General features: G+C 65.2%; 23 protein-coding genes, 1 tRNA gene and 1 pseudogene. 9 read left to right on the top strand and 16 right to left on the bottom strand.

The genetic code is table 11. The annotated features are described in order from the left end of the window. Window positions 1-136: 136 nt before the first annotated feature. The 3 genes from H8A95_RS28010 to mobB all read right to left on the bottom strand — a co-directional run bounded on the left by H8A95_RS28010 (window position 137) and on the right by mobB (window position 2985). Window positions 137-1789, bottom strand: a complete 1653-nt coding sequence (locus H8A95_RS28010; protein WP_229186142.1) for an OFA family MFS transporter — start codon at window positions 1787-1789, stop codon at window positions 137-139. A gap of 323 nt (window positions 1790-2112) precedes the next feature. Further along, window positions 2113-2382: a sulfurtransferase TusA family protein gene (locus H8A95_RS28005; RefSeq protein ID WP_163161001.1), complete on the bottom strand. Its 270-nt coding sequence runs from the start codon at window positions 2380-2382 to the stop codon at window positions 2113-2115. A 57-nt stretch (window positions 2383-2439) separates the two neighbouring features. Then, window positions 2440-2985, bottom strand: a complete 546-nt coding sequence (gene mobB / locus H8A95_RS28000) for a molybdopterin-guanine dinucleotide biosynthesis protein B (RefSeq protein WP_274617662.1) — start codon at window positions 2983-2985, stop codon at window positions 2440-2442. A gap of 233 nt (window positions 2986-3218) precedes the next feature. On the opposite strand from mobB, the gene H8A95_RS27995 reads away from it, so the two are divergent. After that, window positions 3219-3530, top strand: coding sequence for a hypothetical protein (locus H8A95_RS27995; RefSeq protein ID WP_229186140.1), 312 nt, complete (start codon window positions 3219-3221; stop codon window positions 3528-3530). A 309-nt stretch (window positions 3531-3839) separates the two neighbouring features. Here the strand turns inward: H8A95_RS27995 and H8A95_RS27990 are convergent, their stop codons facing one another. Together H8A95_RS27990 and H8A95_RS27985 are read right to left on the bottom strand one after the other, a co-directional pair. Beyond that, window positions 3840-5789, bottom strand: a complete 1950-nt coding sequence (locus tag H8A95_RS27990) for a molybdopterin biosynthesis protein (protein ID WP_229186139.1) — start codon at window positions 5787-5789, stop codon at window positions 3840-3842. A 9-nt stretch (window positions 5790-5798) separates the two neighbouring features. Further along, window positions 5799-6908 (bottom strand): molybdopterin-binding protein, encoded by a 1110-nt coding sequence (locus tag H8A95_RS27985; protein ID WP_229186138.1) that lies wholly within the window; start codon window positions 6906-6908, stop codon window positions 5799-5801. Window positions 6909-7091: 183 nt separating this feature from the next. Between H8A95_RS27985 and H8A95_RS27980 the strand changes: the two genes are divergently transcribed. Continuing rightward, complete coding sequence (locus tag H8A95_RS27980; RefSeq protein ID WP_229186137.1) at window positions 7092-8303, top strand: ABC transporter substrate-binding protein; 1212 nt, start codon at window positions 7092-7094, stop codon at window positions 8301-8303. 145 nt (window positions 8304-8448) lie between these two features. Here H8A95_RS27980 and H8A95_RS27975 read toward each other — a convergent pair whose 3' ends face one another. After that, window positions 8449-9417: a TAXI family TRAP transporter solute-binding subunit gene (locus H8A95_RS27975; protein ID WP_229186136.1), complete on the bottom strand. Its 969-nt coding sequence runs from the start codon at window positions 9415-9417 to the stop codon at window positions 8449-8451. A 119-nt stretch (window positions 9418-9536) separates the two neighbouring features. On the opposite strand from H8A95_RS27975, the gene H8A95_RS27970 reads away from it, so the two are divergent. Next, window positions 9537-10505 (top strand): Bug family tripartite tricarboxylate transporter substrate binding protein, encoded by a 969-nt coding sequence (locus H8A95_RS27970; RefSeq protein ID WP_229186135.1) that lies wholly within the window; start codon window positions 9537-9539, stop codon window positions 10503-10505. Window positions 10506-10642: 137 nt separating this feature from the next. Next, window positions 10643-10718, top strand: a tRNA-Ile gene (locus H8A95_RS27965). Window positions 10719-10904: 186 nt separating this feature from the next. Here the strand turns inward: H8A95_RS27965 and H8A95_RS27960 are convergent. From H8A95_RS27960 to H8A95_RS27925, 8 genes and pseudogenes are all read right to left on the bottom strand, one after another. Then, window positions 10905-11360 carry an FAD dependent oxidoreductase family protein gene (locus H8A95_RS27960; RefSeq protein WP_229186134.1) on the bottom strand — a complete coding sequence of 152 codons (456 nt, stop codon included), beginning with the start codon at window positions 11358-11360 and terminating at the stop codon, window positions 10905-10907. After that, window positions 11314-12275: pseudogene (locus H8A95_RS27955) on the bottom strand (glycerol-3-phosphate dehydrogenase). The gene H8A95_RS27960 and the pseudogene H8A95_RS27955 overlap by 47 nt, the downstream one beginning before the upstream one ends. After that, window positions 12272-13000, bottom strand: a complete 729-nt coding sequence (locus H8A95_RS27950; RefSeq protein WP_229186133.1) for a class II aldolase/adducin family protein — start codon at window positions 12998-13000, stop codon at window positions 12272-12274. Before H8A95_RS27950 ends, H8A95_RS27955 begins: the two are co-directional and overlap by 4 nt. A gap of 120 nt (window positions 13001-13120) precedes the next feature. After that, window positions 13121-14668 carry a threonine ammonia-lyase, biosynthetic gene (gene ilvA, locus H8A95_RS27945; RefSeq protein WP_229186132.1) on the bottom strand — a complete coding sequence of 516 codons (1548 nt, stop codon included), beginning with the start codon at window positions 14666-14668 and terminating at the stop codon, window positions 13121-13123. A gap of 373 nt (window positions 14669-15041) precedes the next feature. Further along, complete coding sequence (locus H8A95_RS27940; protein ID WP_229186131.1) at window positions 15042-16232, bottom strand: M24 family metallopeptidase; 1191 nt, start codon at window positions 16230-16232, stop codon at window positions 15042-15044. Between the two features lie 18 nt (window positions 16233-16250). Further along, window positions 16251-17669 (bottom strand): MFS transporter, encoded by a 1419-nt coding sequence (locus H8A95_RS27935; RefSeq protein ID WP_229186130.1) that lies wholly within the window; start codon window positions 17667-17669, stop codon window positions 16251-16253. Window positions 17670-17687: 18 nt separating this feature from the next. Continuing rightward, window positions 17688-18479 carry an alpha/beta fold hydrolase gene (locus H8A95_RS27930; RefSeq protein ID WP_229186129.1) on the bottom strand — a complete coding sequence of 264 codons (792 nt, stop codon included), beginning with the start codon at window positions 18477-18479 and terminating at the stop codon, window positions 17688-17690. Window positions 18480-18492: 13 nt separating this feature from the next. Next, entirely contained in the window at window positions 18493-20112 is a 1620-nt protein-coding gene (locus H8A95_RS27925) for an FAD-dependent monooxygenase (RefSeq protein ID WP_229186128.1), read from the bottom strand. 109 nt (window positions 20113-20221) lie between these two features. Between H8A95_RS27925 and H8A95_RS27920 the strand changes: the two genes are divergently transcribed. The 3 genes from H8A95_RS27920 (at window position 20222) to H8A95_RS27910 (ending at window position 22664) form a co-directional block, all read left to right on the top strand. Next, complete coding sequence (locus H8A95_RS27920) at window positions 20222-21142, top strand: LysR family transcriptional regulator (RefSeq protein ID WP_229186127.1); 921 nt, start codon at window positions 20222-20224, stop codon at window positions 21140-21142. 64 nt (window positions 21143-21206) lie between these two features. Further along, entirely contained in the window at window positions 21207-21488 is a 282-nt protein-coding gene (locus H8A95_RS27915; RefSeq protein WP_050401090.1) for a hypothetical protein, read from the top strand. Between the two features lie 222 nt (window positions 21489-21710). After that, the gene (locus H8A95_RS27910) at window positions 21711-22664 is read left to right on the top strand and encodes a helix-turn-helix domain-containing protein (RefSeq protein ID WP_229186143.1); all 954 of its coding nucleotides are present in this window, start codon (window positions 21711-21713) and stop codon (window positions 22662-22664) included. 29 nt (window positions 22665-22693) lie between these two features. Here H8A95_RS27910 and H8A95_RS27905 read toward each other — a convergent pair whose 3' ends face one another. Continuing rightward, entirely contained in the window at window positions 22694-23560 is an 867-nt protein-coding gene (locus H8A95_RS27905) for a DUF2066 domain-containing protein (RefSeq protein ID WP_229186126.1), read from the bottom strand. A gap of 199 nt (window positions 23561-23759) precedes the next feature. Between H8A95_RS27905 and H8A95_RS27900 the strand changes: the two genes are divergently transcribed. Beyond that, complete coding sequence (locus tag H8A95_RS27900) at window positions 23760-24773, top strand: zinc-dependent alcohol dehydrogenase family protein (RefSeq protein ID WP_229186125.1); 1014 nt, start codon at window positions 23760-23762, stop codon at window positions 24771-24773. 78 nt (window positions 24774-24851) lie between these two features. Here the strand turns inward: H8A95_RS27900 and H8A95_RS27895 are convergent, their stop codons facing one another. Continuing rightward, window positions 24852-25625: an enoyl-CoA hydratase-related protein gene (locus H8A95_RS27895; RefSeq protein WP_229186124.1), complete on the bottom strand. Its 774-nt coding sequence runs from the start codon at window positions 25623-25625 to the stop codon at window positions 24852-24854. A 101-nt stretch (window positions 25626-25726) separates the two neighbouring features. On the opposite strand from H8A95_RS27895, the gene H8A95_RS27890 reads away from it, so the two are divergent. Continuing rightward, a partial coding sequence (locus H8A95_RS27890; protein WP_229186123.1) for a gamma-glutamyltransferase occupies window positions 25727-26966 on the top strand: 1240 nt, incomplete at its 3' end.

Genomic DNA, 26966 nt, shown 5'->3' with positions numbered 1-26966 from the left:
CCCAGGGCGAGCAGCGCGGCGGCAAGGCAAATCCGGGTGCGAAACATTCAAATCCCCCAATCCGATTTCTGTTCATAGAAAAAAGCGAATGCCGCAGGCGCCGGGAATCGGCGGCCCGCGGCGATGATGGTCGCGATCAGAGGATTTTGACCGCGCTGAGCAGCGTCATGTAGATGCCCCAAGCCAGCGGAATGCCGACGAACAGCCAGAACAGCGCCGCCCTGCCGTCCAGACCGCCCTTGCCGATGCCGAATGATCCGGTCGCGCCGTTGCCGCCGGTCGCCGTCGCGGCTTGCAGCTTCGCCACCTCGGCGTCGCTCATGTGCCATTTCGGATCGACCGGCTTGATCAAATGGTTGCAGATGAAGCCGGCGATCAGCATGCCGCACAGGATGTACATCGTGGTGTTGTAGAGCTGGTCGCGCGGCACGCCGGCGGCGAGCTGGAATTCGCGAAGGTAGTTCACCACGACGGGACCGATGATGCCGGCGGTCGACCACGCCGTCAGCAAACGGCCGTGGATGGCGCCGACGAACTGCGTGCCGAACATGTCGGCGAGATAGGCCGGCACGGTGGCGAAGCCGCCGCCATACATCGACAGGATGATGCCGAAGCCGAGCACGAACAAGAGCTTCGAGCCCATCGCGGCGAAGGTCGGTGCCAGCGCGTAGAGCGCGATGCCGAGCACGAAGAACGTGTAATAGGTGTTCTTGCGGCCGATCTTGTCCGACAGCGACGCCCAGAAGAATCGACCTCCGATGTTGAACAGCGACAACAGGCCGGCGAAGCCGGCGGCGATCGCCGCGATCTGCGCCTTCTGCGAGGCGTCGAGCGCGTTGAAGCCGACATTGGGCAGCCCGATCAGCTTGCCGGCGAAGATCTCCTGCAACATCGGCGAGGCCATGCCGATCACGCCGATGCCGGCCGACACGTTCAGGCACAGCACCCACCAGATCAGCCAGAACTGCGGCGTCTTGTGCGCGTTGTCGAGATGGACGTTCTTGCTCGAGATCATCGCGTTGGATTTGGCCGGCGGCGTCCAGCCTTCCGGCTGCCAGCCAGACGGCGGCAGGCGATAGCGGAAGGCGCCGATCATCATGAACACGAAATAGATCGCGCCCATGACGAGGAAGGTTTCCCAGACGCCGACCGAGGTCGGGGTCTTGAAGTAATTCATCAGCTTGTCGGCCAGCGGCGCGCCGATCATCGCGCCGCCGCCAAAGCCCATGATCGCCATGCCGGTCGCCATGCCGCGGCGGTCGGGGAACCACTTGACCAGCGTCGACACCGGCGAGATGTAGCCGAGGCCGAGACCGACGCCGCCGATCACGCCGGAGCCGAGCCACATCAGCCAGAGTTGGTGCGTGTAGACTCCGAGCGCGCCGATCACGAGACCGCCGGCCCAGCACAGCGCCGCGACGAAACCCGCCTTGCGCGGACCGACCTTTTCGAGCCAGCCGCCCCAGATCGCAGCCGAGACGCCGAGCAGCACGAAAAACAACGTGTACATCCAGCCGAGGCTCGCGACCTTCCAGTCACAGCTCGTCGTGAACAATTCCTGGGCCAGCGAAATGTCGGGGCAGGCCTTGGGCGCGGTCAGCCCGATCGCGCGCGACAGCGGCAGCCAGAACACCGAGAAGCCGTAGGCCATGCCGATGCACAGATGGATGCACAGCGCCGCCGGCGGCACCAGCCAGCGGTTGAAGCCGGCGGTCGCGATCGTGTGTTCCTTGTCGAGGAAACCTGCGCCTGCAGTCGATACGCGGCCGGCGCTGCTCATCGTCGTCATTGAAACCTCCCCTGCAGCCGCCATTGCGTCAGGCGCATCTGCGTCTTCGATCCCGTCTCAGCCCGTTGCGGCAACCGCCAGCCCGGCCACTCCGCACATTCCCTCGGTGCGCCGGGACCAACCACGCGCACTCTGGAAATGTTAACCCCCAATGCGAACGCATATGCCAAGCCGTGCAACCCGATCCGGGCGCGGGCCGGTTTTTCTCCGTCCACGTGCCCACATCCGGGCACAGCTCCACCTGCACAAGCCGCTGGAGCTTATCAATTCGCGCAGAAGGGGAAATAGGTGTCGATAGGCAAAAGGTAGATATCAAGCCGGATCTAGCGCGTACGCGGCGCTGCAGCATTTGATTTATCTATCATTCCATTCGTCTTCTCGATCAGGAAAACGATCCGAACGTCGCTTCGTTCGGTGATCTCGACCTTGTCGCCGGTCTCCTGGATCAGGGCCGGGATATCGATCACCGAAAGCGGATCGGTGCAGTGCACCTCGAGGAAATCTCCCGCCGTCACGCTCCTGAGGGCCTTGCGCGTCTTCAGCGCAGGCAGCGGACATTTCAGGCCGGTGAGATCAAGCTTCGTCGTTGTCATGATTGGACCTTGGCGAAGCTGCCCTGCATCGTCAACGCTGGCGCTTCCTCGCCCTGTTCAGCTATCGGCTGGAGCCGAAGCGAGCACATCGTCGACGGGATTCGCGGAACGCAATATCAATTCGGCAACGTCCTCGATGTCGTCGAGATGCGCGATCGGCAGCGTGGTTTCAATCGCGACGTCGCTCGCGATCCCGACCACGCGTGGGTCATCGGGAAACAGCAGCGGCTTGCCGTTGGCGGCGCGATACACCTCGATCTTGTTGACCGGCTCGCGCTTGAACCCCTCGACCACCACAAGATCGACTGGCGCCATCTTGGCAAGCAGCTCCGGCAGCCGCGGCTCGTCGGCGCCGCGCAGCTCGTGCATCAGCGCCCAGCGTCGTGTCGAGGACACCAGCACCTCGGTCGCGCCGGACTGCCGGTGCACCCATGAATCCTTGCCGGGCACGTCGACATCGAATTCGTGGTGCGCGTGCTTGATCACGGAGACGCGCAGGCCGCGGCCCAGCAGATAGGGGATCACCCGCGACAGCAGGGTGGTCTTCCCGGCACCGCTCCATCCCGCGAGGCCAATCACTTTCATACGCGTCTCCGAAGGCATATAGCGTCCAACGCTGCTTATATCAGCCTTGACGCAATGTCATGCCAGCCTCGCCGGGCGGAAACATCGCAACCCGCTGGAAGCCGGCGCCGTCGCCCGGCGCCCGCCACGGGGAACCGTTGCACGCTTCATCGTATGTCACGCGTCATCTGACTATCCAACGGATATACCTCCAAGTTTCCAATGCGCGGGACGACCGGAACACGATAACATGCATTGTGGGAGTACCACGTATGTCTCGCTCGCCTTCGATCGTACCGCATCAAATCGACCACGACACCTATGTGGTGTTGAACGATTTTGGCCGGCTTGGCCGTGCCTGGTGCGAAACCGACGAAGAAGGTGCTGACCGGAAAACGCTGATCCGCCGTCTCCTGGATGACCATTACAGCCATCCCGTGCGCATCGTGGCCTTCAATACCAACCAAGGATGGTCGCGCGACGTGACGACCGATATTGCCGACGAGCTTCGGCGCCGTTTCGTCGAGTACGATGAGGTCCCGCGCTCCGTGCTGGAGTTCGTCGAGGCGGCCATGCGGCACTGAGCAGTATCCGCAACCGCACCGAGACACGCGGCAAGATAGCCCGACGGGCAACTCGGCAAAACCCTGTCAAGCCGCGCGCGAACGCAAAGCTCAGGCAATCATGTCGCGAGAATGCGTGAGTGCGACTCGCAAGCGGTGCAGCAAACTCAGTGTCGTCCGGCGAAGGCCGCGGCCCATCACCGCAGGGTTGTGCTGTTGAAGAAGACTGTGGCCATGGCGTCGCGCAACAATAAGCATTGGTGATTATGGGTCCCGGCCTTCGCCGGGACGACAGTTGTGATTGGTGTGGTAGCGCGGCGGCATACTCGGCTACGCCGGCCTGAACCCCGCCGCCGTCAACGCAGCCCGCCCCTCCTCCGATGCCAGCGCATCGAGAAAAGCCTGTACCGCGGGCCGCTGCTTGCGTGCCGTCACCAGCGCGAAGTCGTAATGCTCTTCGGCAAGCGGAATGAAGCCGAGCCCGGACGCAAGGGCGACCGGCGCGATGGTCATGCCCCAGTCGGCGCGATGTTGCGCCACCGCTGCCGCGACCGCATTGTGCGAGCGCGGCTGATTCCAGTAGCCGTCGGGCCGGTGGCCGCCCAGCAGGCGATCGATCAGGATGCGAGTGCCGGCACCCTGGTTGCGGTTGACCATGATGCAGGCGGGATCGGCGAGCGCGGCGCGCACCGCCTCCTCCGCGCTCAAGCCGGCAAAGCGCGCATCGTCCTTGCGGAACACGATGCCCTGCATGCGCCGCCAGCCCGGCACCAGCTCGAGACCGTCGGAGAGATACGGCGCGTTGTAGGTCCCGGTCTTGTCGTCGAACAGATGGATCGGGGCGAGATCGCATTCACCGCGCTTGGCGGCCGCGAGCCCGCCGAGGCTGCCGACCGCGATCGACCGCACCACGAGGCCGGCATGCGCCAGCGGCGCGGTGACGAGATCGAGCCCAGTGCAATGGCTGCCGACGATGACCAGATCGGGCACCCGCACATGCGGCGTGAACAGCGTCACCTCGGCGTCGCTGCCGGCCGGCAACTGGTCGGCAAGTGCCTCGATCTTCAGGAAGCCGTCGGCTTGCGCGAACGACGTGATCGCGCCCGAGCCCTTGCCGCTGGGATAAGCGATCAGGCCGTCGGCACCCTCGACCAGCGACACCATCACGAATTCGGTGCGGCCGAGCTCAGAGGCGATACGGACCGGCACCTTCGCCGCCACCTTGGCATCCGAGCGCGGCGGCAGGCCGGCCATCCGCCGCAGCACCGGCACGATCATATCGTGGAAGGTGAACATCGCCGAGGTCGGAAAGCCCGGCAGGATGACCACCGGCTTGCCGTCACAGACCGCAAGGCACAGCGGCTTGCCCGGCTTCAGCGCCACGCCATGCGCGATGATGCCGGGCTTGCCAAGCCGGGCGATGATCCGATGCGAGACATCGCCCGCGCCCTTGGAGGTGCCGCCCGACAGCACCAGCATGTCGCTGTCCGCCAGCGCCTTGCGCATCGCGGCTTCGAGCATCGCCTCATTGTCGGCGATCGCGCCAAGGAACGCCGGGTCGCCGCCGTTCTCGGCAATCGCCGCGGTGACGATCGCGCCATTGGTGTCGTAGATCGCGGCCGGCCGCAGCTTTTCACCCGGCTGCACCAGCTCGTCGCCGGTCGAGAGGATCGCAACGCGCGGACGGCGCGTCACCAGAACCTCGGCAATGCCGCAGGCCGCGAGCATGCCGATCTCGCGAGAGCCGACGATCGTTCCCGCGCGCAGCAGCGCCTCGCCGCGCGCGATGTCGGAGCCGGCGTAAGACACGAACTGCCCGGGCGACGCCGCGCGGCGGACCTCGATGGCATCATTGCCGACGGGCTGGCTGTGCTCGACCATCACGATCGCATCCGCGCCGCGCGGCACCGGACCGCCGGTTGCAATCGCGGTCGCGGTGCCCGGCAGCACCGGGAGGGTCGGCGCGGTCCCGCACGAAATGGTCTCGCCGTTCAGCGCGAGCTGCACCGGCGCGGCTTCGCCGGCGCGCGCAACATCGGCCGAGCGCACGGCAAAGCCGTCGACATTGGAGCGATCGAACGGCGGCACGTCGATCGGCGCCACCTCGTCCTCCGCCAGCGCACGGCCGAGCGCGTCGGCGAGCAGCCGCGTCTCGGACAGCAATTGCCGCGGGAACAGCGCCGCCTCGAAGCGCGCGATCGCCTCCTCGCGCGACAGGATGGTCAGGAACTGGTCCTGCTCAACGGACGGATTGGGTTTCGGCGTGAATGGTTGGCTCATCTCGGGAACTCACTCCCGCAACATATAGGCATCGACAAGTGTGCCCGCAGCGAAGCCTTCCGCAGCGCCGGGCACGATCAGCAGGCCTTCGGCGCGCGCAATGGCATCGAGCGACAGGTCTCCGATCGCAAGCACGGCCCAGTAACCCTGCTGACGCGTCAGCAACACGACCTCGGCAATACCGACGCCGGAAGCGATCTTGCGTTCCAGCGGCAGCGCCAGCGTCCTGCGCGGCTGCCGGCCCGACAGGCGATCGAGCAGGGGAAGCGCAATCGCCCACCACGCCGCGAACGCCTGATCAGGCGCACCCGGCAGGGCGACGACCGACGTAGCATCGATCCGGCCGACCGCCATGGTGCGCCCGGGCTGCAAGGCAATGCCGTGCGCGATCAGCATGCCGCGCGTGGCCAGCGCATTCACCGCTGCATCGGTGTGGCCAACACCGGTGCCTCCGATCGTGATGATCAGGTCGCAGCCGGCTGTATCGAGCGCGCTTGCAATCGCCGTCACATCGGGCGTCGCGGCGGTGCAGGTGACCTCGGCGCCCGCGAGGCGCGCAGTGTCGGCGATCAGTTGCGCGGTCAGCTCACCGTTGGCGATATTGACGATGCGAAGCCGCGGCCGGCGCACGCGCAACAGCTCCAGTCCAGCCGCCCGCGCGAGCAGCAGACCGCGCGGCAGCAGCGGCTCTCCTGCAGCGATCACAGCACGCCCGGCGGCAACGTCGCTGCCGGCACGCCGGACGCCCTGCCCCGGGATGGCTTCGGCAAGCACCTGCGGAAGTGGACCGGATGTGTCGACGGCATCCGCATCGACCACGCAGTCGGTGCCATCAGGCATCGCAGCGCCGGCTACCACCCAGACCGGGAGTTCGGTCACCGCCAACGGCGCATAGGAGGAGGCGCCGACCAGGTCATTGGCGCGCATCGCCCAACCGTCGTTGACCGCGACATCGTGCGGCGGGCAGGCGCGCAGGGCCGGCATCTCGGCGGCAATAGAGCGGAGGGCGTCGGCCGGCGGCAATTCGATCGGCTGGACAGGCACGAGATCGCGCAGCACGGCGGCCAGCGCCACGTCGAGCGCGGTGAGCGAAGCCGGAAGGCGCTGGGCACTGACCATGGCCCGCTATGGACTGAATCGGCCCCGAAAGAAACCGGCTTGGGCTGTGCCGGGGCACCTCCATTAGACCGATGGCGCGTTGACGCGGACCCCAAACTAGTTGCAAAAGAAACCAATATATCCGGGTTCCAGAGACCCGGGACAACCATAATGGCCAATGCGCCAATTCAGGAGGGAGACAGAATGATCGCCACCAGACTAGCCGTGTTCGGGACACTCGCAGCCGCGCTGCTGGCCTCCTCGGCCGTATCGGCACAGGTGTCCGACGACATCGTCAAGATCGGCGTGCTGACCGACATGAATGGCCCGGCCTCGACGCCGACCGGACAGGGTTCGGTCACCGCCGCGCAGATGGCGGTCGACGATTTCGGCGGCAAGGTGCTCGGCAAGCCCATCTCGGTGATCGTCGGCGATCACCAGCTCAAGCCTGATATCGGCGCGACCATCGCGCGGCGCTGGTATGACGTCGATCAGGTCGACCTCATCGTCGACGTGCCGGTCTCGGCGGTCGGGCTCGCGGTGCAGAACATCGCTAACGAGAAGAAGAAGCTGTTCATCACGCACTCGACGGGTGCGACCGATTTCCATGGCAAGTTCTGCTCGCCCTACGCGATGCAGTGGGTGTTCGACACCAGGGCGCTTGCGGTCGGCACCGCCCAGGAGGTGGTGAAGCGCGGCGGCGACAGCTGGTTCTTCATCACCGACGACTATGCGTTCGGCCATTCGCTGGAGAAGGACGCCTCCGCGATCGTGACCAAGAACGGCGGCAAGGTGCTCGGCGCGGTGCGGCCGCCGTTTGCGACGCCCGATCTGTCGTCCTTCATCCTGCAGGCGCAGGCCTCGAAGGCCAAGATCATCGGCATCGCCGGCGGACCGCCGAACAACACCAACGAGATCAAGACCGCCGCCGAATTCGGCGTCTTCGCCGGCGGCCAGCAGATGGCAGCGTTGCTGGCGCTGATCACCGACATCCACTCGATCGGGCTATCGGCCGCGCAGGGCCTGTTGCTGACCACCTCGTTCTACTGGGACATGGACGACAAGACGAGGGAATGGTCGAAGCGCTACTTCGCCAAGATGAACCGGATGCCGACGATGTGGCAGGCCGGCGTCTACTCCTCGGTGACCGCCTATCTGAACGCGATCAAGGAGACCGGCACCGACGATCCGCTCAAGGTCGCGGCCAAGATGCGCGAGAAGCCGGTCGAGGATTTCTTCGCCCGCAACGGCAGACTGCGCGACGACAATCTGATGGTGCACGATCTCTGGCTGGTCCAGGTCAAGACCCCGGCCGAATCGAAATATCCGTGGGACTATTACAAGATCCTGGCGAAGATCTCCGGCGAGGACGCGTTCGGGCCGCCGGACCCGGCCTGCCCGATGGTGAAAAAGTAACTGCGTAGCAGTCATTCCGGGGCACGCAACGCGCGAACCCGGAATCTCGAGATTCCCCGGTGCGCAATTGCGCACCTGAGGTCTGGTCCTTCGGACCTTCCCGGAATGACCTCTGCATCGACGCGACGACGCGCCCATACAGAGATTACTTCGCCACCCCGATCTCGCGGAAATATCTGAGCACGCCGGGATGGATCAGATTGATGTCAGGCGCGGCGGCGACGGTGTTCGCCGCTGTGGTCTCGCAAGCCTGGGCGAGCTTGGTGCAGAAAACAGCCTCGACGCCGTGCAGCGTCTTCGCGAGCCGATAGGCGACATCATCGGGCAAGGTGTCGCGCACCAGGATGTAGCTCCAGGAGCCGACCGAAGAAATTGCGGCAGTCTGCTTAGGATAGCTGCCGGCCGGAATCGTCAGCGGCTTCAGGAAAGTGTGCTTGGCGCGGATGCGCGCGATCTCGTCCGCAGTCGGCGCGATGAAGCGCGCACCGGTCGCGCTCTCCGCCATCTTGGTGAAGCCCGGCCAGCCGATGCCGGCGCCCCACAGCGCCGCAGCGCGTCCGTCCTCGACCATCGCAGGCCCGTCGCCGGCGCGATCGAGATAGATCGACTTGAAGTCCTCGTCCTGCTTCAGCCCGATGCCATCGAGGATGTAGCGCGACAGGATCGGCAGGCCGGAGCCCTTGGCGCCGAAGGCGACCGGCTGGCCGACCAGATCCTGGATCGTCTTGTAGGGGCTGTCGGCGCGGACCACGAACATCCCGGGGCTCGAATACATCGCGGTGAGGATCTTCAGCCTGGTGGCCCGCGGCCGGCCGATGCCCATGAAGGCCTCGTAGGACGGTTCACCCGCAACGGTTGCGATATCGACGCTGCCGGCCTCGAGCAACGGGATGTTCTCGTTGGAGCCCTTGGTGTTGCGCGGCTCGATCGACAGCGTCGGATCGGCTGCGTTCATGACCTCGGCAAGCGCATTGCCATAGAGCGGAAAGCCGCCGCCCGGCGTCGCCGTGGCGAAACTGATCGTGGTTTTGGAAATGGTCTTGCCCCCCTCTTGCGCCGCCGCGCCGCCCGCGAGCAGCAGCGCTCCGGCGCAAATCATGACAGCGAATTTCATCCCGAGCCTCAAGCATTGCACATGAGCCAGACTATCGTCGCACGGGCGGGGTCGTAGGCAAAGCCAGCGTTTTGTGAAACCATGACAGCAACAGTCACAAGAAAATGACGGGAGATACGATGATCCGGTTCGCACGTGCTGCTCTGCTTGGTTTGATGTGTTGCATTGCCTCAGTTGCCCCCTCATCCGCATCCGACTATCCGAACCGTCCGGTGCGCTGGCTGATCGGCTTTGCCGCCGGCGGCCCGGTCGACATCGTCGCGCGCATCATGAGCCAGTGGCTGTCGGATCGTCTCGGCCAGCAATTCGTGGTCGAGAATCGTGCCGGCTCAGGCGGCAATATTGCCGCTGCCGCCGCGATCAACTCGGCGGCGGACGGTTACACGCTGCTGTTCGTCGCACCCAACAACGCGATCTCGACCTCGCTCTACAAGAAGCTGCCCTACGACTTCCTGCGCGACACGACGCCGGTCGCCAGCATCATGCAGCTCACCAACATGCTGGTGGTCTCGAATGCGATGCCGGTGAAGACCGTTCAGGAGTTCATCGACTACTGCAAGGCCAATCCGGGCAAGATCGCCTACGCCTCATCAGGCAACGGCACCTCGGTGCACATGTCGGCCGAGTTGTTCAAGGCGATGACCAAGTGCGACATGCAGCACGTGCCGTATCGGGGATCGGCGATCGCCTTCCCCGATATCATCTCCAACAAGGTGCAGTTGATCTTCGACAATCTGCCGTCGGCGCTGGAGCAGTCGCGCGGCGGCAGCGTGCGCGCGCTCGGCGTCACCTCGCCGCAGCGCTGGCCGGGTGTGCCCGATGTGCCCGCGATCGCCGAGACCGTGCCGGGCTTCGAGTCGGTCGGCTTCTACGGCATCTCGGCGCCGAAGGGCACGCCGCCGGAAGTCATCGAGACCCTCAACAAGGCGGTCGGCGAGGCCTTGAAGGACCCCAAGCTGGTGGCCCGCCTCGCCGAGGTCGGCGGCATCCCGAAGCCGATGACCCCGGCCGAATTCGGCAAGCTCGTCGCCGACGAGACCGAGAAATGGCGCAAAGTCGTCGAGTTCGCCGGCGTCTCGGTGGATTGAGGGCCGCGGTGGCTCGGGGGGCCGATGCAGCGGCGTGCGGCACGAGGGTTCCGGGGGCGGCATTGCCGAAACCCCACGCACCCTGTAAACGGAGCCCGCACCGTTGCCGGCCGCCCCCCGCGGCCCGCAAGGCGGCGGGGCCTGTAGCTCAATGGTTAGAGCCGGCCGCTCATAACGGTCTGGTTGCAGGTTCGAGTCCTGCCGGGCCCACCAATGGATCGATGACTTGACCGGTGCGCGCCCCGCCCGGATGCGGATCCGCTCTACAAGGAGCTCTCAAACGCGTGCCGCTGCGCCGGCGTCAGATGCAGGCCGTGCTTGGTGCGTCGATCCAGGAAATCGGCAGAACGCCTGGCCCACTCCGTCTCGCGGAGATACGCCGCCTCGCGTTCATAGAAGTCACCGCCGAAATGACGGCCCAGATCGACGGAGGTACGGGCCGGCCCCAAGAGTTCGCGCGCGCGTCCCGTAAAGACGAGCATAGTGCTGAATGAGCGTTCGCGGCAGATCGGGATAGTCGCGCACCAGCCCGTTCGAGAAATCATCGAAGCTGCCGCCGACGTCGCCGCCCGGCAGCGGCCGGTTCGCGGTCCAGGCCGACGACAGCTTGGGAAACCACGGCGCGAGGCGCTGCATCGCCTGCTCCGCCAGCCGCCGGTAGGTCGTGATCTTGCCGCCGAAGATCGAGAGCAGCGGCGGCGCCCCCTCGGCGCCGTCAACTTCGAACACATAGTCGCGGGTCACGGCCGACGGATTGTCGGCATTGTCGTCGTAGAGCGGCCGGACGCCGGAGAAGGCGTGCACGATCTCACCCGGCTGCGGCGGCGTGCGAAAATAGCGGCGCAGCACCTGCAACAGATAGTCGGTCTCGTCCGCGCCGATCGCGACGTCCTCGGCGCGCCCCCTGATAGGGAATGTCGGTGGTGCCGATCAACGCGAGATCGTTCTCATAGGGATTGACGAAGATCACCCGGCGATCGGTGTTTTGCAGCAGATAGGCCTGCGGCCCGTTCCAGAATTTCGGCACCACGATGTGGCTGCCCTTGACCAGCCGCACGCTTTGGGCCGAGTTCAGTCCCGTCACGCCCTGGATGACATCCTGAACCCAGGGCCCGGCGGCGTTGACCAGCGCGCGCGACCGCACGACCTGCGTCGTGCCGTCGTCACCCTGCATCTCGAGCAGCCAGAACTCGCCGTCGCGCCGCGCGCGCACCGCGCGCGTGCGCGGCAGGATGCGGGCGCCGTTCTGTGTCGCATCGATCAGATTCAGGATCACCAGCCTGCTGTCGTCGACCCAGCAATCCGAATATTCGAAGCCTCGCCGGAACTCCTGATGCAGCGGCGCGCCTTCAGGGGCCTGAGACAGATCCAGGCTGCGGCTCGCCGGCAGTTGCTTGCGGCCGCCAAGATGGTCGTAGAGCAGCAGCCCGGTGCGAACCAGCCAGGCCGGCCGCTGCTCCGGCGAGTGCGCAGCACAAAGCGCATCGGCCAGATGATGTGGGGCGCGGACGCGAGCAGCACCTTGCGCTCGATCAGCGCCTCGCGCACCAGGCGGAATTCGTAGTATTCGAGATAGCGCAAGCCGCCATGGATCAGCTTGCCCGAGCGCGACGAGGTGCCCTCGGCGAAATCATCCTTCTCGCAGAGCAGCACCTTCAACCCGCGACCGGCCGCGTCGCGGGCGATACCAGCGCCATTGATGCCGCCACCGATGACCGCGATATCGACCAGTCCGTGATCCGTGCCTGCGACCGGCGCAGTGCCCGTCATCGCTTGCTGCTACGCCGTTTCTCGGCGCGGCGCGGCGCCGCCTTCGCCGTCGCGCGGGCCTTGGTCGGCTTTGGCGCCTGCAGGCCATAGGTGGAGAACCCCTTCGCGGTATCGGCGATCTCCTCATCCGTGAGGATGACGCGCGAATCGAGCGCGAGCGAGAGATAATACTGCTTCGCGATGGTCTCGAGCTCGACCGCGAGCCACATCGCCTTGTCGAGGTTGGCTCCGAGCGCGATCATGCCGTGATTGGCGAGCAGGCAACCGTTACGACCTTCGAGCGCGGCGATCGCGTGATCGGACAATTCCTTGGTGCCGTAGCGCGCGTAGCCGGCGCAGCGGATGTCCGCGCCGCCGAACGCCGCCATCATGTAGTGGCAGGCCGGGATCGGCTTGCGCGCGATCGCGAGCACGGTCGCATAGGTCGAGTGGGTATGGACGATGGCGCCGACATCGGGCCGGGCGCGCGTGATGTCGAGATGGAAGCGCCACTCCGTGGACGGCTGCAGCGGCCCCTCCCACACGCCATAGTCGCCCTCGAGCGGCATCGATGCGATCATCTCCGGCTTCATCGAATCGTAGGGGGTCGCCGACGGCGTGATCAGCATCCGGTCCTTGTAGCGGGCGGAAATGTTGCCTGATGTCCCCTGGTTGAGACCCGACGCATTCATCCATCGGCATTTGGCGATAACAGCCTCGCGCAATTGTCGTTCTTCACGGGTCATACGTAATGCCTTTCTCTTCAACACAGATTGCCTCTTCAGCACGGATTGCGTGGCGGTTCGCCGATGTCTTGCACCGCCAACCGTCCGCTTTACTCTGAACCAGCGTAGGACCTCGCCGCTTCACCTCTTCTCGGCTGAGAGGAACAGGCGATAGGCCGGATTTTCGCTCTCGTTCCAGTAGGGATAGCCAAGCGCATCCAGCGCCTGAACGAACCGGGCGCGCTCCTGAGGCCTGACTTCGATACCAGCCAGGATGCGCCCGTAGTCGGCACCGTGATTTCGGTAGTGGAACAGCGAAACGTTCCAGTCGGGCGCCAGGCTCTCGAGGAATTTCAGCAACGCGCCGGGACGCTCCGGAAACTCGAAGCGATAGATCACTTCATCCTTGAGCAGTGGCGCGCGGCCACCCACCATGTAGCGCACATGATCCTTGGCCATCTCGTTGTCGCTCAGGTCCAGGATCGGATAGCCTTCGCGTCGAAGCAGCTCCATGACTTCGCGCTTCTCGGCCTCGCCGCGGCTCAGCGCGATGCCGACGAAGAGCTGCGCCGGCGCGGTCGTCTCGGCGAAGCGGTAGTTGAATTCCGTGATGGCCCGCGAGCCGAGAATGCGGATGAAGTGCCGATAGCTGCCGGGCTTCTCCGGCACGGTCACGGCGAGCAGCGCCTCGCGATGCTCGCCGACCTCGGCACGGTCGGCGATGGTGCGCAGCCTGTCGAAATTCAGATTGGCCCCGCTGTTGACGGCAATCAGGCTGCCGTCGCTCAGCGCGCCGCGCTCGGCGTAGGCCTTGAGGCCGGCGAGCGCCAACGCGCCGGAAGGTTCGGCGACCGATCGCACATCGTCGAAGATATCCTTGATGGCGGCGCACATGGCATCGGTGTCCACGGTAACGACCTCGTCGAGCAGGTCGCGGCAGAGGCGGAACGTCTCGGTTCCGACCTTGCGAACAGCGACGCCGTCGGCGAACAGCCCGACCTGATCCAGCGCGACGACGTTCCCCTTGGCGAGCGCCGCCGCCATCGACGCTGCGTCTGCCGGCTCCACACCGATGACCTTGATCGAGGGATTCAGGAATTTCACGAAGGCGGCCACGCCGGCCGCCAGCCCGCCCCCGCCGATCGGCACGAAGATCGCCTCGATCGGATCGGGATGCTGGCGCAGGATTTCCATCCCGACAGTTCCCTGGCCGGCAATCACATCGGGATCGTCGAACGGGTGCACAAAGGTCAAGCCGCGCGCGACCTCGATCTCCCTGGCCTTGGCTTGTGCATCGTCGAACGTGTCGCCATGCAGCACGACGTCGCCGCCGAGACGCCGCACCGCCTCGACCTTGATGGCGGGTGTGGTCCGCGGCATCACGATCGTCGCGGGAATGCCGAGCTTGCGTGCCGACAGCGCCACACCCTGCGCGTGGTTGCCCGCCGACGCGCAGATCACGCCCGACCTTCGCTGCGCATCCGGCAGCCTGACGATCTTGTTGTAGGCGCCGCGAAGCTTGAACGAGAAGATCGGCTGGAAGTCTTCCCGCTTCAGCAACACGGTGCGCGACAAGCGCTCCGACAGCCGCGGCATCGGATCGAGCGGCGTCTCGACCGCCACGTCGTAGACGCGGGCGGTCAGGATGCTTTGGGCGTAGTCGTGGAGCGCGTTGGCAGCAGCGGTCATCGGGTCGCTTTGTCGATGGGGAGGCAATCCGTATCGGTTGCACCTGCCCATCGTCGGCGCCGACCTGGCGAGCAGACGGCACGGAGCCGGCCGCTGCATCCGGCTCGGAGCATCGCATGACCGGAGGCTCGAGTGAAGCAAAGACCGCCGGATCAATCGCCTGGCCGAGCGTATATGATGTCATCTGGGCCGTCGCAGGGACCGCTGCCAAAATATCGAAAACAACCCCATGCAAAGTAGCCGGCGGCGGCCGGCGTCGACCGGGCAACTTGACACGTCGGGCAACTCAGGAATATATTTCTAATATTCAGAAATATGCCACCACATCTGAATCCGTGACCTGGCCAAAAATGCTGTCCTGACGTCGACCGCTTCACGCAGTGAGACGCGACGAATTCCATTCCCGACCATGGTCTCCGGGCGCTTCCCAGCCCGACTCGGAGACGATCAGCGTATCCTCCAGTTTGATGTAGCCGCGCGCCGGATGCAGCAGCGCCGTTTCGATCGAAATCACCATTCCACATTCGAGCGGCCGATCCGCATCATACGGCGCGTAAGGCACAGGGCCGGTCGCGGTCAGGCGCGGCGCTTCGTGACTGACAAGCCCGATGCCGTGTGCGGTGAAGTCGAGCACGGCGCGATGCGAAGACGTTTTCACGGCAGCCTCGCCCGCGGCAATGATGTCGCCACCCAAGGCGCCCGGCCGGATCGCGCGCCGGGCCACCTGCTGGACGTCCTCGACTTCCCGCAGCAACTCGCGCAGCTCGCTGTCGGATTCACCCAGAATGCCCATGCGGCTGAGGTCGCCGATATAGCCCCGGTAGTTGCCGCCGGAATCGATCGAGATCACGTCGCCCTCTTCAAGAAGCTGGTTCGACGGCGCCCGGTTATGGCTCCTGCCAGCCGCAATCAGGCAATACTCGAAGACGAGATTTCGCTCCTGCTCCTCGCGGCGCAGGCGAGCGACGACGTCGTTCTTGGTCATACCCGGCGCGCAGGCCTTGAACGTCGCCATCATCGCATCGACGACCCGTTCGGAAGCTTCCCGGATGAGGTCCAGTTCAGCCGGAGACTTGATGGCGCGAAGGCGCTCAAGCGTGAAGTGAGCCTCGCGGAATTCGACGTCGCCAAGGCCGGCATGCAGATGGTCTCTGGCATCGGCCGGCAGGAAGCCCGCCTCGATGCCGATGCGCTTGGCTGCACCGCCCAGTTTTTTGACATGATCAATGGCGAGGCCGATCGCATCGAGCGTTCCCCATGCCCCAGCCTTGACGATCGGCGCCGATATCCGTCCGAGGTCATGCTCGAACTTTTCCATGCGGTTGCCGATGTAGGCGGAGTTTTCCGGATGTCCTTTCTGATAGACGAACACCGGCAGATAGCGGCTGGTGCCGATCGCCTCCATGACGTCGAAAAAGAAGAAGCGGTATCCACCGAGCAGGTACTGCACATTGTGACGCGAGGTGGCGATCAAAATGTCGAGCCCCGCGTCATCCATCAGCCGATCGAGTTTGGCAGTATCGAACGGCGCCGCGGTTGCGATCATGTCGTGCGCATTGTCCATAGTAAAACCTTCCGTCTTTCACTGTCCTGCTGCCGCTTTTGCGGCCAGCGGCTTCGGCGCGGCGCTCGCGCCTGCGTTTTCGCCGAACAGAGCCACCGGGCGTCCGTGCGGCTCGACGCCGAGGAACGTAAAGGCAAGCCCGATCACGAGGCCCGCGCCGGCCAGAAAGCAAAACGCCGGCATCACCGCCGATGCGGTCGCGCTGGGATGCACGACGTTATCTGCGCCGGCGATCACTGCGAGGCACAGCGGGCCTACGATCTTGCCGACCCCGTTTGAGAGCTGGGCAAGGCCGACCGCGCGTCCCGACAGCTGGACCGGGAAGATCTCCGCAGGATAAGGCCCGATGTTCGAGAATCCGCCGTCGTAGAACACGGCGCCGACGATCAGGAAGACCAGGAACAGCGGCACCGAGCCGGCGAAGTCGTTGTGGAAATAGGCCGCCAGCGCCAGAGAGACCGCGGTGCCGTAACCCATCAACTCGCCGCACGGCTTGCGGCCGATCCGATGGGCGAGGAAGGCGAAGCCGGTCCGGCCGACAACGCCGGCGAGGCTGACATAGATGAACATCTTCGCCGCATCCTGCGGCGCGACGCCAAGCAGCAGCGCCACGATGGTCGGTCCCCACAGGAAAACGCCGTAGTTTGCCGTGCTGGCGCCGAACCAGATCAGGACCGTCAGCCAGAAGCGCCGCTGCTCGGCAAAGAGATCGGCAAACGTCGCCGTGTTCGCCGGCGGCAGCGTGGGCAAGGTGAACTCGTCGCCGGCGACCCGGTAGAGTTTCCGGATGCTCGCCTGCGCCTCGCGCACGCGGCCCTTGCTGATGAGCCAGCGCGGCGATTCCGGCATGATGATCATGGTCAGAACGCCGAGGATGATCGGCAGGAACCCGACCGCGGCCAGTCCGCGCCAGCCGACCAGCGGCAGCAGGAAGCTCGCCGTGACCGATGCCGAAAGCACACCAAAGGCGACCGGAACGACCACGAGGCTCGTGACCAGCGTGCGATGACGGGTTGGTGCGAACTCGACGATGGCGGGAACCGCCGCCGCGGCGCCCGCGGCAAGGCCGAAGCCCACGAAGAAGCGCAGAACCGCAAACGCAACCCAGCCATCTTCCGGAATGAACGCGATCGCGCCCGAGGTCAGGCCGCAAAGCAGGACGCCCGCAACCGCCAACGGCTTGCGCCCCAGACGATCTGCAAGGACCCCCGCAACGAATGCGCCCAGCATTGCCCCGATGCCGGCGCTCATCAGCATGATCGAGGTTTGCCCGAACGTCAGGTGCCACTTCGGCGCCAGCACCGAGACCAGAAATCCGACCACAAAGAAATCGAAGAAATCGACCACGCCGCTGACGGCGAAGATGATGATCGATAGCCAATAGCGCGTCGTCACCGGCGCTTCGTCGAACGGCACCGCATTCGCCTGCTCAGCCATGGTCTCCCCCTGTTGTTGTCAAGCCGCCTTCTTTTTTGAACTCAGAAATGCCGTCACCGCCTCGGCCACCCGCTCGGGCGCCTGGATCGACGCGACATGGCCGACACCCGCGATGGTCTTCATCTCGACGTTCGTGAGATCGCGGGCGAGCGCAAATGTCTCCGCATTCGGGATCAGCCGGTCGTCGCCGCCTACCAGCAGCAGCGTCGGGCGATCGAAGCCTGCGAGATCGGCGGCGACGGGCTGCGCGAGCAAGGCGCCGCGTCGCGCCTTCTGGCCCTCGTCGCGGCTGGAGCCACGGAAGATGTCGATCAGTTCGGGTCGCACGCGCAGGTAATCCGGCGAAAAGAAGAACTCAGCAATCTTCGGTGCGTTGGCGATGGTGTCCGCGCGGTAGGAAGCGAGCGTGCGGAAGACATCCGCATTGACGTCCAGCGGGCTTCTGTTGACCTTCCAGGTGCTGCTCAGGATCAGGCGGTCGATCCTGTTGGGATGGCGGGCCGCCAGCACCTGCGCGATCTGCCCGCCCAGAGAGGTTCCGAAGACATGGGCACGATCATAGCCGAGCCCTCCGATCAAAGCCGCGGCATCATCTGCCAGATCGGCCAGCGAATAGGATGACGGCGGATTTCTGGTGCCGCCGGAATCGCGCTGATCGTAAGCGATCACGGTGAAATCAGCCGCCAACGCGGGCGCAAGGCCGTCGAACATCGAATGATCGGCCTCGCCGCCATGCAGCAGCACGATCGGTGCGCCATGTCCAGTTTTCTCAAACGCCGTCACGATGCCGCTGGATTCGAACGATTGCATTGGGAGCCCCCCGCTAATGCAGCAGCGTTGAAAGCGCGCCGGCCAGTTCCTTCGCCGGATCCGACGGCAGCCACGGCATCCGCCACGCCACATGCCCATCGGGGCGCACCAGCACGGCGCCGCGCATGCCGAGCTGGAATCCGTCCGCCGGATCGGCCGACGGCAATTGCTTCAGCGACAGCGGCAAGCGGGTCTTCTCCGATACCTGCCTTCCCGCCTCCAGCCACTCGCTGCCGAGCGGACCGGTGACGACGGTGAACTCCTTATCGAACCAGTCGAGCGTGGATTTCTTGCGCGAAGGCTCGAGCCACATATGCGGAAAGCGCGCGCCGGGACGGTCGGTCGGCGTGTAGTAGCGGGAGTTCAACGCCTTCGCGACGGTGCCGTCGGGGATCACCGCGCCCTCCTCGTAATTGTGCCCGAGGTTCTGACCGATGCTGTGCAGATGATTGTCCATATCGTTGATCCAGAACTTGATCCGGTCGGGATCTCGCGATCGCACGGCGTCGTCGGTCAGCCCAAATCGCAGCCTGTTGCCGTAGCTGAAATTGGCATTGGACTGCGCGATCGGACGGCGTTCGCTGGAATAGCTGTCGAGCAACTTCTCATCCGCGAGGCCTTTCAGCACGAAGGCAAGCTTCCAGGCGAGATTATGCGCATCCTGAACACCGGAGTTCAGGCCGAAGCCGCCGGTGGGCGGAAAGCGGTGCGCGCAGTCGCCGACCAGAAACACCCGGCCCTTTCGAAAGGTCTCGGCGACCTGCATACTGACGCGCCAGATCGAACGGTTCAGAAGCCTGACGTCGAGGTCGGGAATGCCGGCATGGCCGCGCGCGATCTCGATGAACTCCTGGTCGGTCCACGGCCGCTCGCGATCGTCCTTGGTCAGGCCGATCTGCGTCACCGTCAGCCAGCGATCCCTGCCGTTGGTGTTCAGGATGCCGGCGCGCGGCAAATCGGGCTTGTCCGGGACAATGATAAAGCCGGCGGCCTCGCGCGCGATCGGCAGTCGCGACAGGTCGGCGCGCCAATACTCATTCGACATCACCGCCAGTGTCGATGGACCGACCATCTCGATCCCGGCGCTGCGCCGCGTCTGGCTGCCCGCGCCATCGGCGGCGATCAGGTAAGTCGCCGTCCACTGCGTCACCTCGCCGGTCTTCTCGCAACGTGTCGTGACGCTGACGCCGCTGTTGGTCTCCTCGAACGATTCACAGGACGTGTTGAACAGCACCGTGGCGTGCCGCGATTTCTCGACCACCCGCAGGATTTCCTCCTCGACCGCATCCTGGGCGACCAGGCTCTTCCAGGCCGGCGTATGACCGACATTCGGTTCAGGACGGGTGCGGCCGAACTCGTGACCCGCGATGCTGTCGAGGAACACGAACATGTCGGAGTTGTCCTGCAGGCCACGGTCGCGGATCGCCTGCTCGATCCCCCACTGCCGGAAGATCTCCATGGTGCGGACCCAGCAACCGCGCGACTTGGGATGATCGGTCGTCGTCGCGCTCTTCTCGACCACCACGCAGTCGATGCCGAAGCGGTCGAGCAGCAGCGACGTCGCAAGGCCGACCGGCCCGCCGCCGGCGATGAATACGGACGTCTGGCGTGCCTCGTCGGTGGCGATGCCCATGCTGGTGTCTCCTCGGTTTGATCGTTGAGCGGAGACTGCTCTCTTTTTGCTATCTCACAAGAACATGTTTGATATGGTATCCATCTCGATCTGAGATGGAGCGACCATCATGGACCTGCGGCAGATCCGTTATTTCGTTGCCGTCGCCGAGCGTGGCGGCTTTGCCGCCGCCGCGAGCACATTGAACGTCGCCCAGTCGGCGCTCAGCCGCCACGTCAAGGAGCTCGAAGCCGAACTGGGCGGCGCCCTGCTCGAACGCGGCGCACGCGGCGTCTCCGTCACGGAATCCGGCAAGGTGCTGCTCGCGCGAGGACGCTGGCTACTTGGGACCGTCGACGACATCAAGGCCGAGGTGCGCACGGAAAATCGTGAGCCGAGCGGTACGGTGCGGATCGGCGCGCCACCGAGCCTCGGCGATATCCTCTATCCGCCGCTTGCCCAGACATTCGTGAAGCAGTTTCCACGCGTGCGGCTCGAGTTGAACGAGGGCCTGACGGAGAACGCATCGGAACGCCTGCTCCGGGGTGAGCTCGATCTGGCGATCGTGACGACGCCGCCTCCCAACGATCACCTCGACTATGAACTGCTCATGGTCGAACAGGTGTTCCTGATCGGACCGGCGCGCGATCCGCTGCTGAAGCGCGGCAGGCTGACCCGCAAGGAGTTCGACGCCCTGCCATCCGCGGTGGCCCCACTCAGCCGCAACCCGTTTCCGTCGACGATGCTCTGTGCGGTGCGGGTCGACAACAGCACGCCGATGAAGCGCATGGTGGCATCGGGCCTCGGCTATGCCTTGCTGCCCTTCTCCGGCATTCACCAGGAAGTGGCCGCTGGAGCGCTATCGGCGGCACTGTTGCCGTGGATGCGCGCCGAGCGCGTGCTGGCGCTCCCGCGCGGTCGGCCGGTCAGCCGGGCAACGCGTGAAGCGATCGCGGTCTTGAAGACGATCTGCCGCGCCCTGATCAATGAAGGAATTATCCTGACTGCGCCGGCGGGGTCCACTGGTGGGCGCATGAAGGAACCCAGGTAATTTAGGTTTCAGTAAGCAAGTTGTAGCTAGGATCGATCAGTGAGTTGCGTAGAGGAGACTTCCAGTGATCGACTTTGACGAACTTCGTAGTATCGCCGCGGATGTTCGTATCTTTATCGATGCTTCGGAAGACAAGGGTGGCGCGTTGAAGGCCATCGTCGACGCCTACGATGTCGTCCTCGGCATCTTCCCCGCCGGCCCCGGAATGGACCTTCACGTGGTCAAGGGCACCGAGGTCCTCAATCACATCGCGCAGACCCAGGCCTCGTCGGGCTTCACGCACACCGCGATCGCTTTCCAGACCCGCGAGCAGGCTGTTGCGCTTGAGCACCTGATGGCGGCCTAGCCACCGGCGCAGAGCCGCTGACGACCGCGCATTTTGCTTTGAGATCAAACGATTGCCCCATGCGGCAGGGGCGATATGCAGTTTGTGCCAGTCTCGCCCCAAGGCGCGCGGTCCTGACAAAACGGCGTCCCGACCCATCGGTCCCGTGCCGTCGTCCGCGTTGCCTTCCCGAGCAAAACCGGCAAAAATCCCGTCCACGATTCCGCCGTGGGACGCGTGGATATGGGCCAGCACCTGACGGTCAGCACCGGCGAGCTTGACGGCTTCGAGGGACTCCACGACGCCGTCAAAGGCTCGCATGTCGAAGTCATGCAGCTTGAGCGCGGCAAGCTGCGCGGCACTTTGTCCCATGTCGGGATCGGCGATTTTTCGCTCAGCATCGGCGCATTCAATGTCGGGGTCCGCACGCAACGGATCTCAACCGATCCCAAGCTGATCATCGGAATGCTGCTGAACGCGACCAACCGCGTCACGCATTGGGCCTTCGACATGCAGCCGGCCGACGTGCTGGTGATTCCGCCAGGGGTTGAGCATGACGGCATCTTTCACAGCGCCTCGTCCTACGCGGCCATTCGCTTCGACATGGACGATCTGCCCGACGTGTTCGGCGGCGAGCCGCGGCTCGCCGATGCCGAAACATGGAGCGCCAAGAACCATTTCCGCGCGGACCGCACGATCGGCATGAGCGCCGCGGACAGGCTGCCGCAGATCATCGCGCATCTCGCGCGTTATCCGGACGCCCTGTCGGAGGCGTCGGCCGAGTTCTGGAAGCGCGCGATCATCGACTGCGTGACCGCCACGGTCGTCACATCGCTGCCATCAGACGGAACGAGCTATCTCCCGTCGGCAATCAAGCTGGTGCGCGACGTCGAGGACTATCTGCTCAGCGCAGGCGCCCGCCCGGTCCACGTCTCGGAAATCTGCACCGAGCTTCGGCTGTCGCGACGCAGCCTGCACCGCGCCTTCCACGAGGTGTTCGGCGTCGGCCCCGTGACATTCCTGCGCTACAAGCGGCTCTGCACGATCCGCTCGATCCTGCGCGAGAGCACGCCGGACCAGACCACCGTCTCCAAGGTCGCGATCGAACAGGGCTTCATCGAGCTCGGGCGCTTCTCGCAATATTACCGCACCATGTTCGGCGAATACCCGTCGCAAACGCTCGGCTACGCCGGGTAGAGCGAACCGGTCGCGACGCTCATCCAAGCTTATTTCGATCGCCCCGGATCGCCATTGCCGGACAGCACCTGCGCCGCGCCGCCGATGCCGCGACGGAAGGCTTCGTCGAAGGTGACGCCGCGGAACTGCCATTTGTAGTCCTTGCCGCCCCAGGCCATTTGCCATCGCGTCGCCCAGCCGAGATCTCCGTCATCCCAAACCAGCCGTCCGACCAAGATGGCCTCGCCACCCTGTGGCGCGACGATCGAGGACAGTTTCGGTGCCGGCATCTTCAAGAGCTCGGCCGGCGTGACGTTGGCGCTCGTCAGCGCGGGAGCGCTTGGCAACACGAAGCGCATGCCGCGCTTGCCTGCTGCAGCCGCAAGCGCGTCGCGCTGCAAATCGGATTGCGTCCCGTCCGACGTGACGATGTAATCCTTCGGACCGTGCTGCATCTCGACGAAGACGCCGAGCACCGGCCGCTGCGACCGCCATGGCTTGAGATCGAGCTTGGCCAGAATGCCGTCGATCTTCTTGTGGTCGAAATCAACGGTCAGGTCGTAGGGCCGGTCGCGGGTGCCCTGCTCGTCATGATGCGGCTTGCCGGCATATTGATCGTGATAGTCGAAACGGCTGACGAACTCCTTGGCCTTCGATTTATATGCGGCAAGCCGGCCGTCGCTTGCCAGCATCGGCTGGCCGGAGACCTTGATCAGGACATCCTCCAGACACACCCCGAACCCGATGATCCGGTTCGGCTCGCCCTGGCCGGTGACGACGGTCTGCGCGCGGTAGAGGCTGTCGTCCGCTGCCATCGCACCGCTGCAACAGATCAATGCGGCGGCAAGCAGCATACGGACCACGCCGCGCGCGCGTGTGGTAATCAGATCGCGTTTCGTCTCAAGCAAGGCAGCCATGGTCACCTCCGCTCGGTCCAATGACAGCACAGATTGGCGGTAGTTGCCGGGTCACGCCAACACGTCCGCGCATGGACACCATTCCGTCGGCCGCGCCGCACGCTATGGTCACGTGCGGCGGGCATGACATATGCTCAGCGCATGTGCGGTAGCGCCGGAAGCGCTGCCCAAGACGAGAACATTCAGCAGGAGACGTCCCGTGAAATGCTACGAATTGCAAGGCCCCGGCGGCGTTGACGCGCTTGCGTTGGTCGACAAGCCGGTTCCGCAGGCCGGCCCCGGCGAGGTCCTGGTACGGCTGAAGGCGGCGACGCTGAACTATCGCGACCTGCTCACGGTCAAGGGCGGCTACGGCTCGCGCCAAAAGTTTCCGCTGGTGCCGGTCTCCGACGGAGCCGGCGTGGTCGAAGCGGTCGGCGCCGGCGTGAAGAATTTTGCACCCGGCGATCGCGTGATCGGCAGCTTCTTCGAGAGCTGGCTCGGCGGCGAGCCGAGCGAGACGCGGATGCGCGCGGCACTCGGCGGCAGCGTCGACGGCGTGCTGACCGAGTACCGGGTGTTTCCGGCGCATGCGTTGGTGCGCACGCCGGAGCATCTCAGCGACATCGAGGCCGCGGCGCTGCCATGCGCCGGCCTCACGGCGTGGAGCGCGGTGGTCAAGCTCGGCGACATCAAGCCGGGACAGACCGTGCTGACCCAGGGCACCGGCGGCGTCTCGCTGTTTGCGCTGCAATTCGCCAGGATGTGCGGCGCCCGTGTCATCGCCACCTCCTCCAGCGACGCCAAGATCGCGCGGCTGAAGCAACTCGGCGCCGATGTCACGCTCAACTACAAGACCACGCCCGATTGGGGCAAGAAGGCGCGCGAGCTGACCGGACGCGGCGTCGATCTCGTCGTCGAGGTCGGCGGCGTCGGCACCCTGAACGAGTCGATCCGCGCCACCAGGATCGGTGGCACCATCGCCTTCATCGGCGTGCTCGCAGGTCCCGCCTCGTCCGACACGCGGTTGCCGCTGATGGTGATGCAGCAGCAGCGGCTGCAAGGCGTCACCGTCGGCTCGATCGAGGATTTGCAGGCGCTGTGCGACGGCATCAGCCTGCACGGCGTCAAACCCGTGATCGACAAGGTGTTCGCCTTCGACCAGGTCAAGGACGCGTTCGCCCACATGGCGAGCGGCGCGCATTTCGGCAAGATCGCGATTGCGATCGGGTAGACTCTCGTTTTGACGCGTTTTCTTCACGCGAACCGGTATCCACTTCGCTCGAAAACGCTTTGCGCGAGACACCAAGGCCTAGCGCCCCGTGAACTGGGCCTTGCGCTTCTCGACGAAGGCCTGACGGCCTTCCCTTGCGTCGGCGCTTTCGCGGATCACCTGCTGCAGCTCGATCTCGCGGCGGAACTGCTCGGCGTAGCTTGCGTGCTCGCTTGCCTCGAGCAATTGCCGCGTCGCGACCAGCGCGCGGGTCGGGCCGTCGGCGAGGCGGCGCGCGAGCGCCTTCGCCTCGTCGAGCAGCCTTGCATCGTCGACCACATCGCGCACCAGGCCCCACTCCTTGGCCCGCTCGGCCGACAGCGGCTCGTTCAGCAGCATCAGGTCGAGTGCGCGCTGGCGCCCGACCAGCCGCGGCAGCAGCCATGTCGAACCGAGATCGGGCACGAGGCCGATCCGGCTGAACACCTGGATGAAGCTCGCCGAGCGCGCCGCCAGGATCATGTCGCCGGACATCGCAAGGCTGAAGCCGCCGCCGGCGGCAACGCCGTTGACCGCGATGACCACCGGCATCCGGCACTCGCGCAAAGCCTGCATCGACGGCCAATAATGCGTCATCACGCCGGTGTAGATATTGTCGCCGAGCGAGTTGAACGCCTTGAGGTTCTGCCCGGAGCAGAAGCCGCGTCCCTCCCCCGTCAGCACCAGCGCGCGGATGCCGGGGTCGCTGCTCATCTCGCCGACGGCGCGCGCGAGATCACCGAGCAGTTCCGGCGTCATCGCGTTCAGGCTTGCGGGGTCGTTGAGCGTCAGGATCCCGACCTTGCCGTCCCGTTCACGCTTCACATTGCTCATTTTCCGCCCCCTGAAACTGGTTCTTGTTGCACTGACAGTGCCATGCTTGGCATGCTACGCCAACGTGCCCCGCCCGCAACAAGAACAGCGAAAGCAACGCCATGTCCGACCAGTTCTCAAACTCGCAAGTGATCCGCAAACCGGCCGTCAGCGCCAAGGGCGGCATCGTCGCCGCGCAGTCGCGCAGGGCGGCCGAGGTCGGCGCGGAGGTATTGGCAGCGGGCGGCGATTGCGTCGACGCTGTCATTGCAACCACCTTCGCGCTCGGCGTGCTGGAGCCCTGGATGAGCGGCGCCGGCGGCGGCGGCGCCATGGTGCTGTACCGCGCCAAGGAGAACCGCGTCGAGGTGATCGACTACGGCATGCGCGCGCCCGACGGCCTGCGCATCGAGGATTATCCGCTGACCGGCGGCGCGGCCTCCGACCTGTTCCCCTGGGCGCGGGTCAAGGACGACCGCAACCTGCACGGGCCGGGCTCGATCGCGGTACCGGGCGTCGTCGCCGGCATGGAAGAGGCGCATCGCCGCCACGCCAAGATGCCCTGGAAGGATCTACTGGCGCCGAGCGTCGAGCTCGCCGGCGAGGGCCTGCTGGTCGATTGGTGGACCACCGAGATGATCGCAAGCTCGGCCGCCGATCTGCGGCGCTATGGCGCCAGTGCCGCGGCGTATCTGCTGGATGGCCTCCCGCCGAATGCGCAATGGGGTATCAAGTCTGAGGTCCGCATGCCGCAGGACAGGCTGAAGGCGGCGATGGCGCAGCTTGCCGCGGCCGGCCCGCGTGATTTCTACGAGGGCGATCTGGCGCGCAGCATCGCCGACGACATCCAGGCTGCAGGCGGCGCGCTGTCGGTGCGCGATCTCGCCGGCTTCCGCGCCCATCTGCGCGAGCCGCTGAAAATTCCCTATCGCGGCGGCACGGTGTATGCGACGCCGGAACTGACCGCGGGTCCGACCATGGCGCGCACGCTCGACCTGCTGCAAAAGGCGCTCACGCCCGCGCAAGGCGGTCCGGATGCGGCGACCTACGCAGCCTATGCCGAGGCGCTGCAAGCGGCCTACCGCGAACGGCTGAAGGACATGGGCGACGTCGACGGCCGCCGCGCGCTCGGCGCCGAGGCGATCGCACCAAGCTGCACCACGCATTTCTCCGCGGTCGACCGCGACGGCAACATGGCCGCGGTGACGCAGACCCTGTTGTCGACATTCGGCTCGAAATTCGTGACGCCGAACACAGGCCTCACGATGAACAACGGCATCATGTGGTTCGATCCGACTCAAGGCGCACCGAACTCGCTCGCGCCCGGCAAGCGCTGCCTGACCAACTACACGCCCGTGGTGG

The sequence above is a fragment of the Bradyrhizobium oropedii genome, assembly GCF_020889685.1.
Classification (GTDB): domain Bacteria; phylum Pseudomonadota; class Alphaproteobacteria; order Rhizobiales; family Xanthobacteraceae; genus Bradyrhizobium; species Bradyrhizobium oropedii.
The sequence above is the reverse complement of the archived record's forward strand: the minus strand, read 5'-3'. Positions and strand labels throughout refer to the sequence as shown.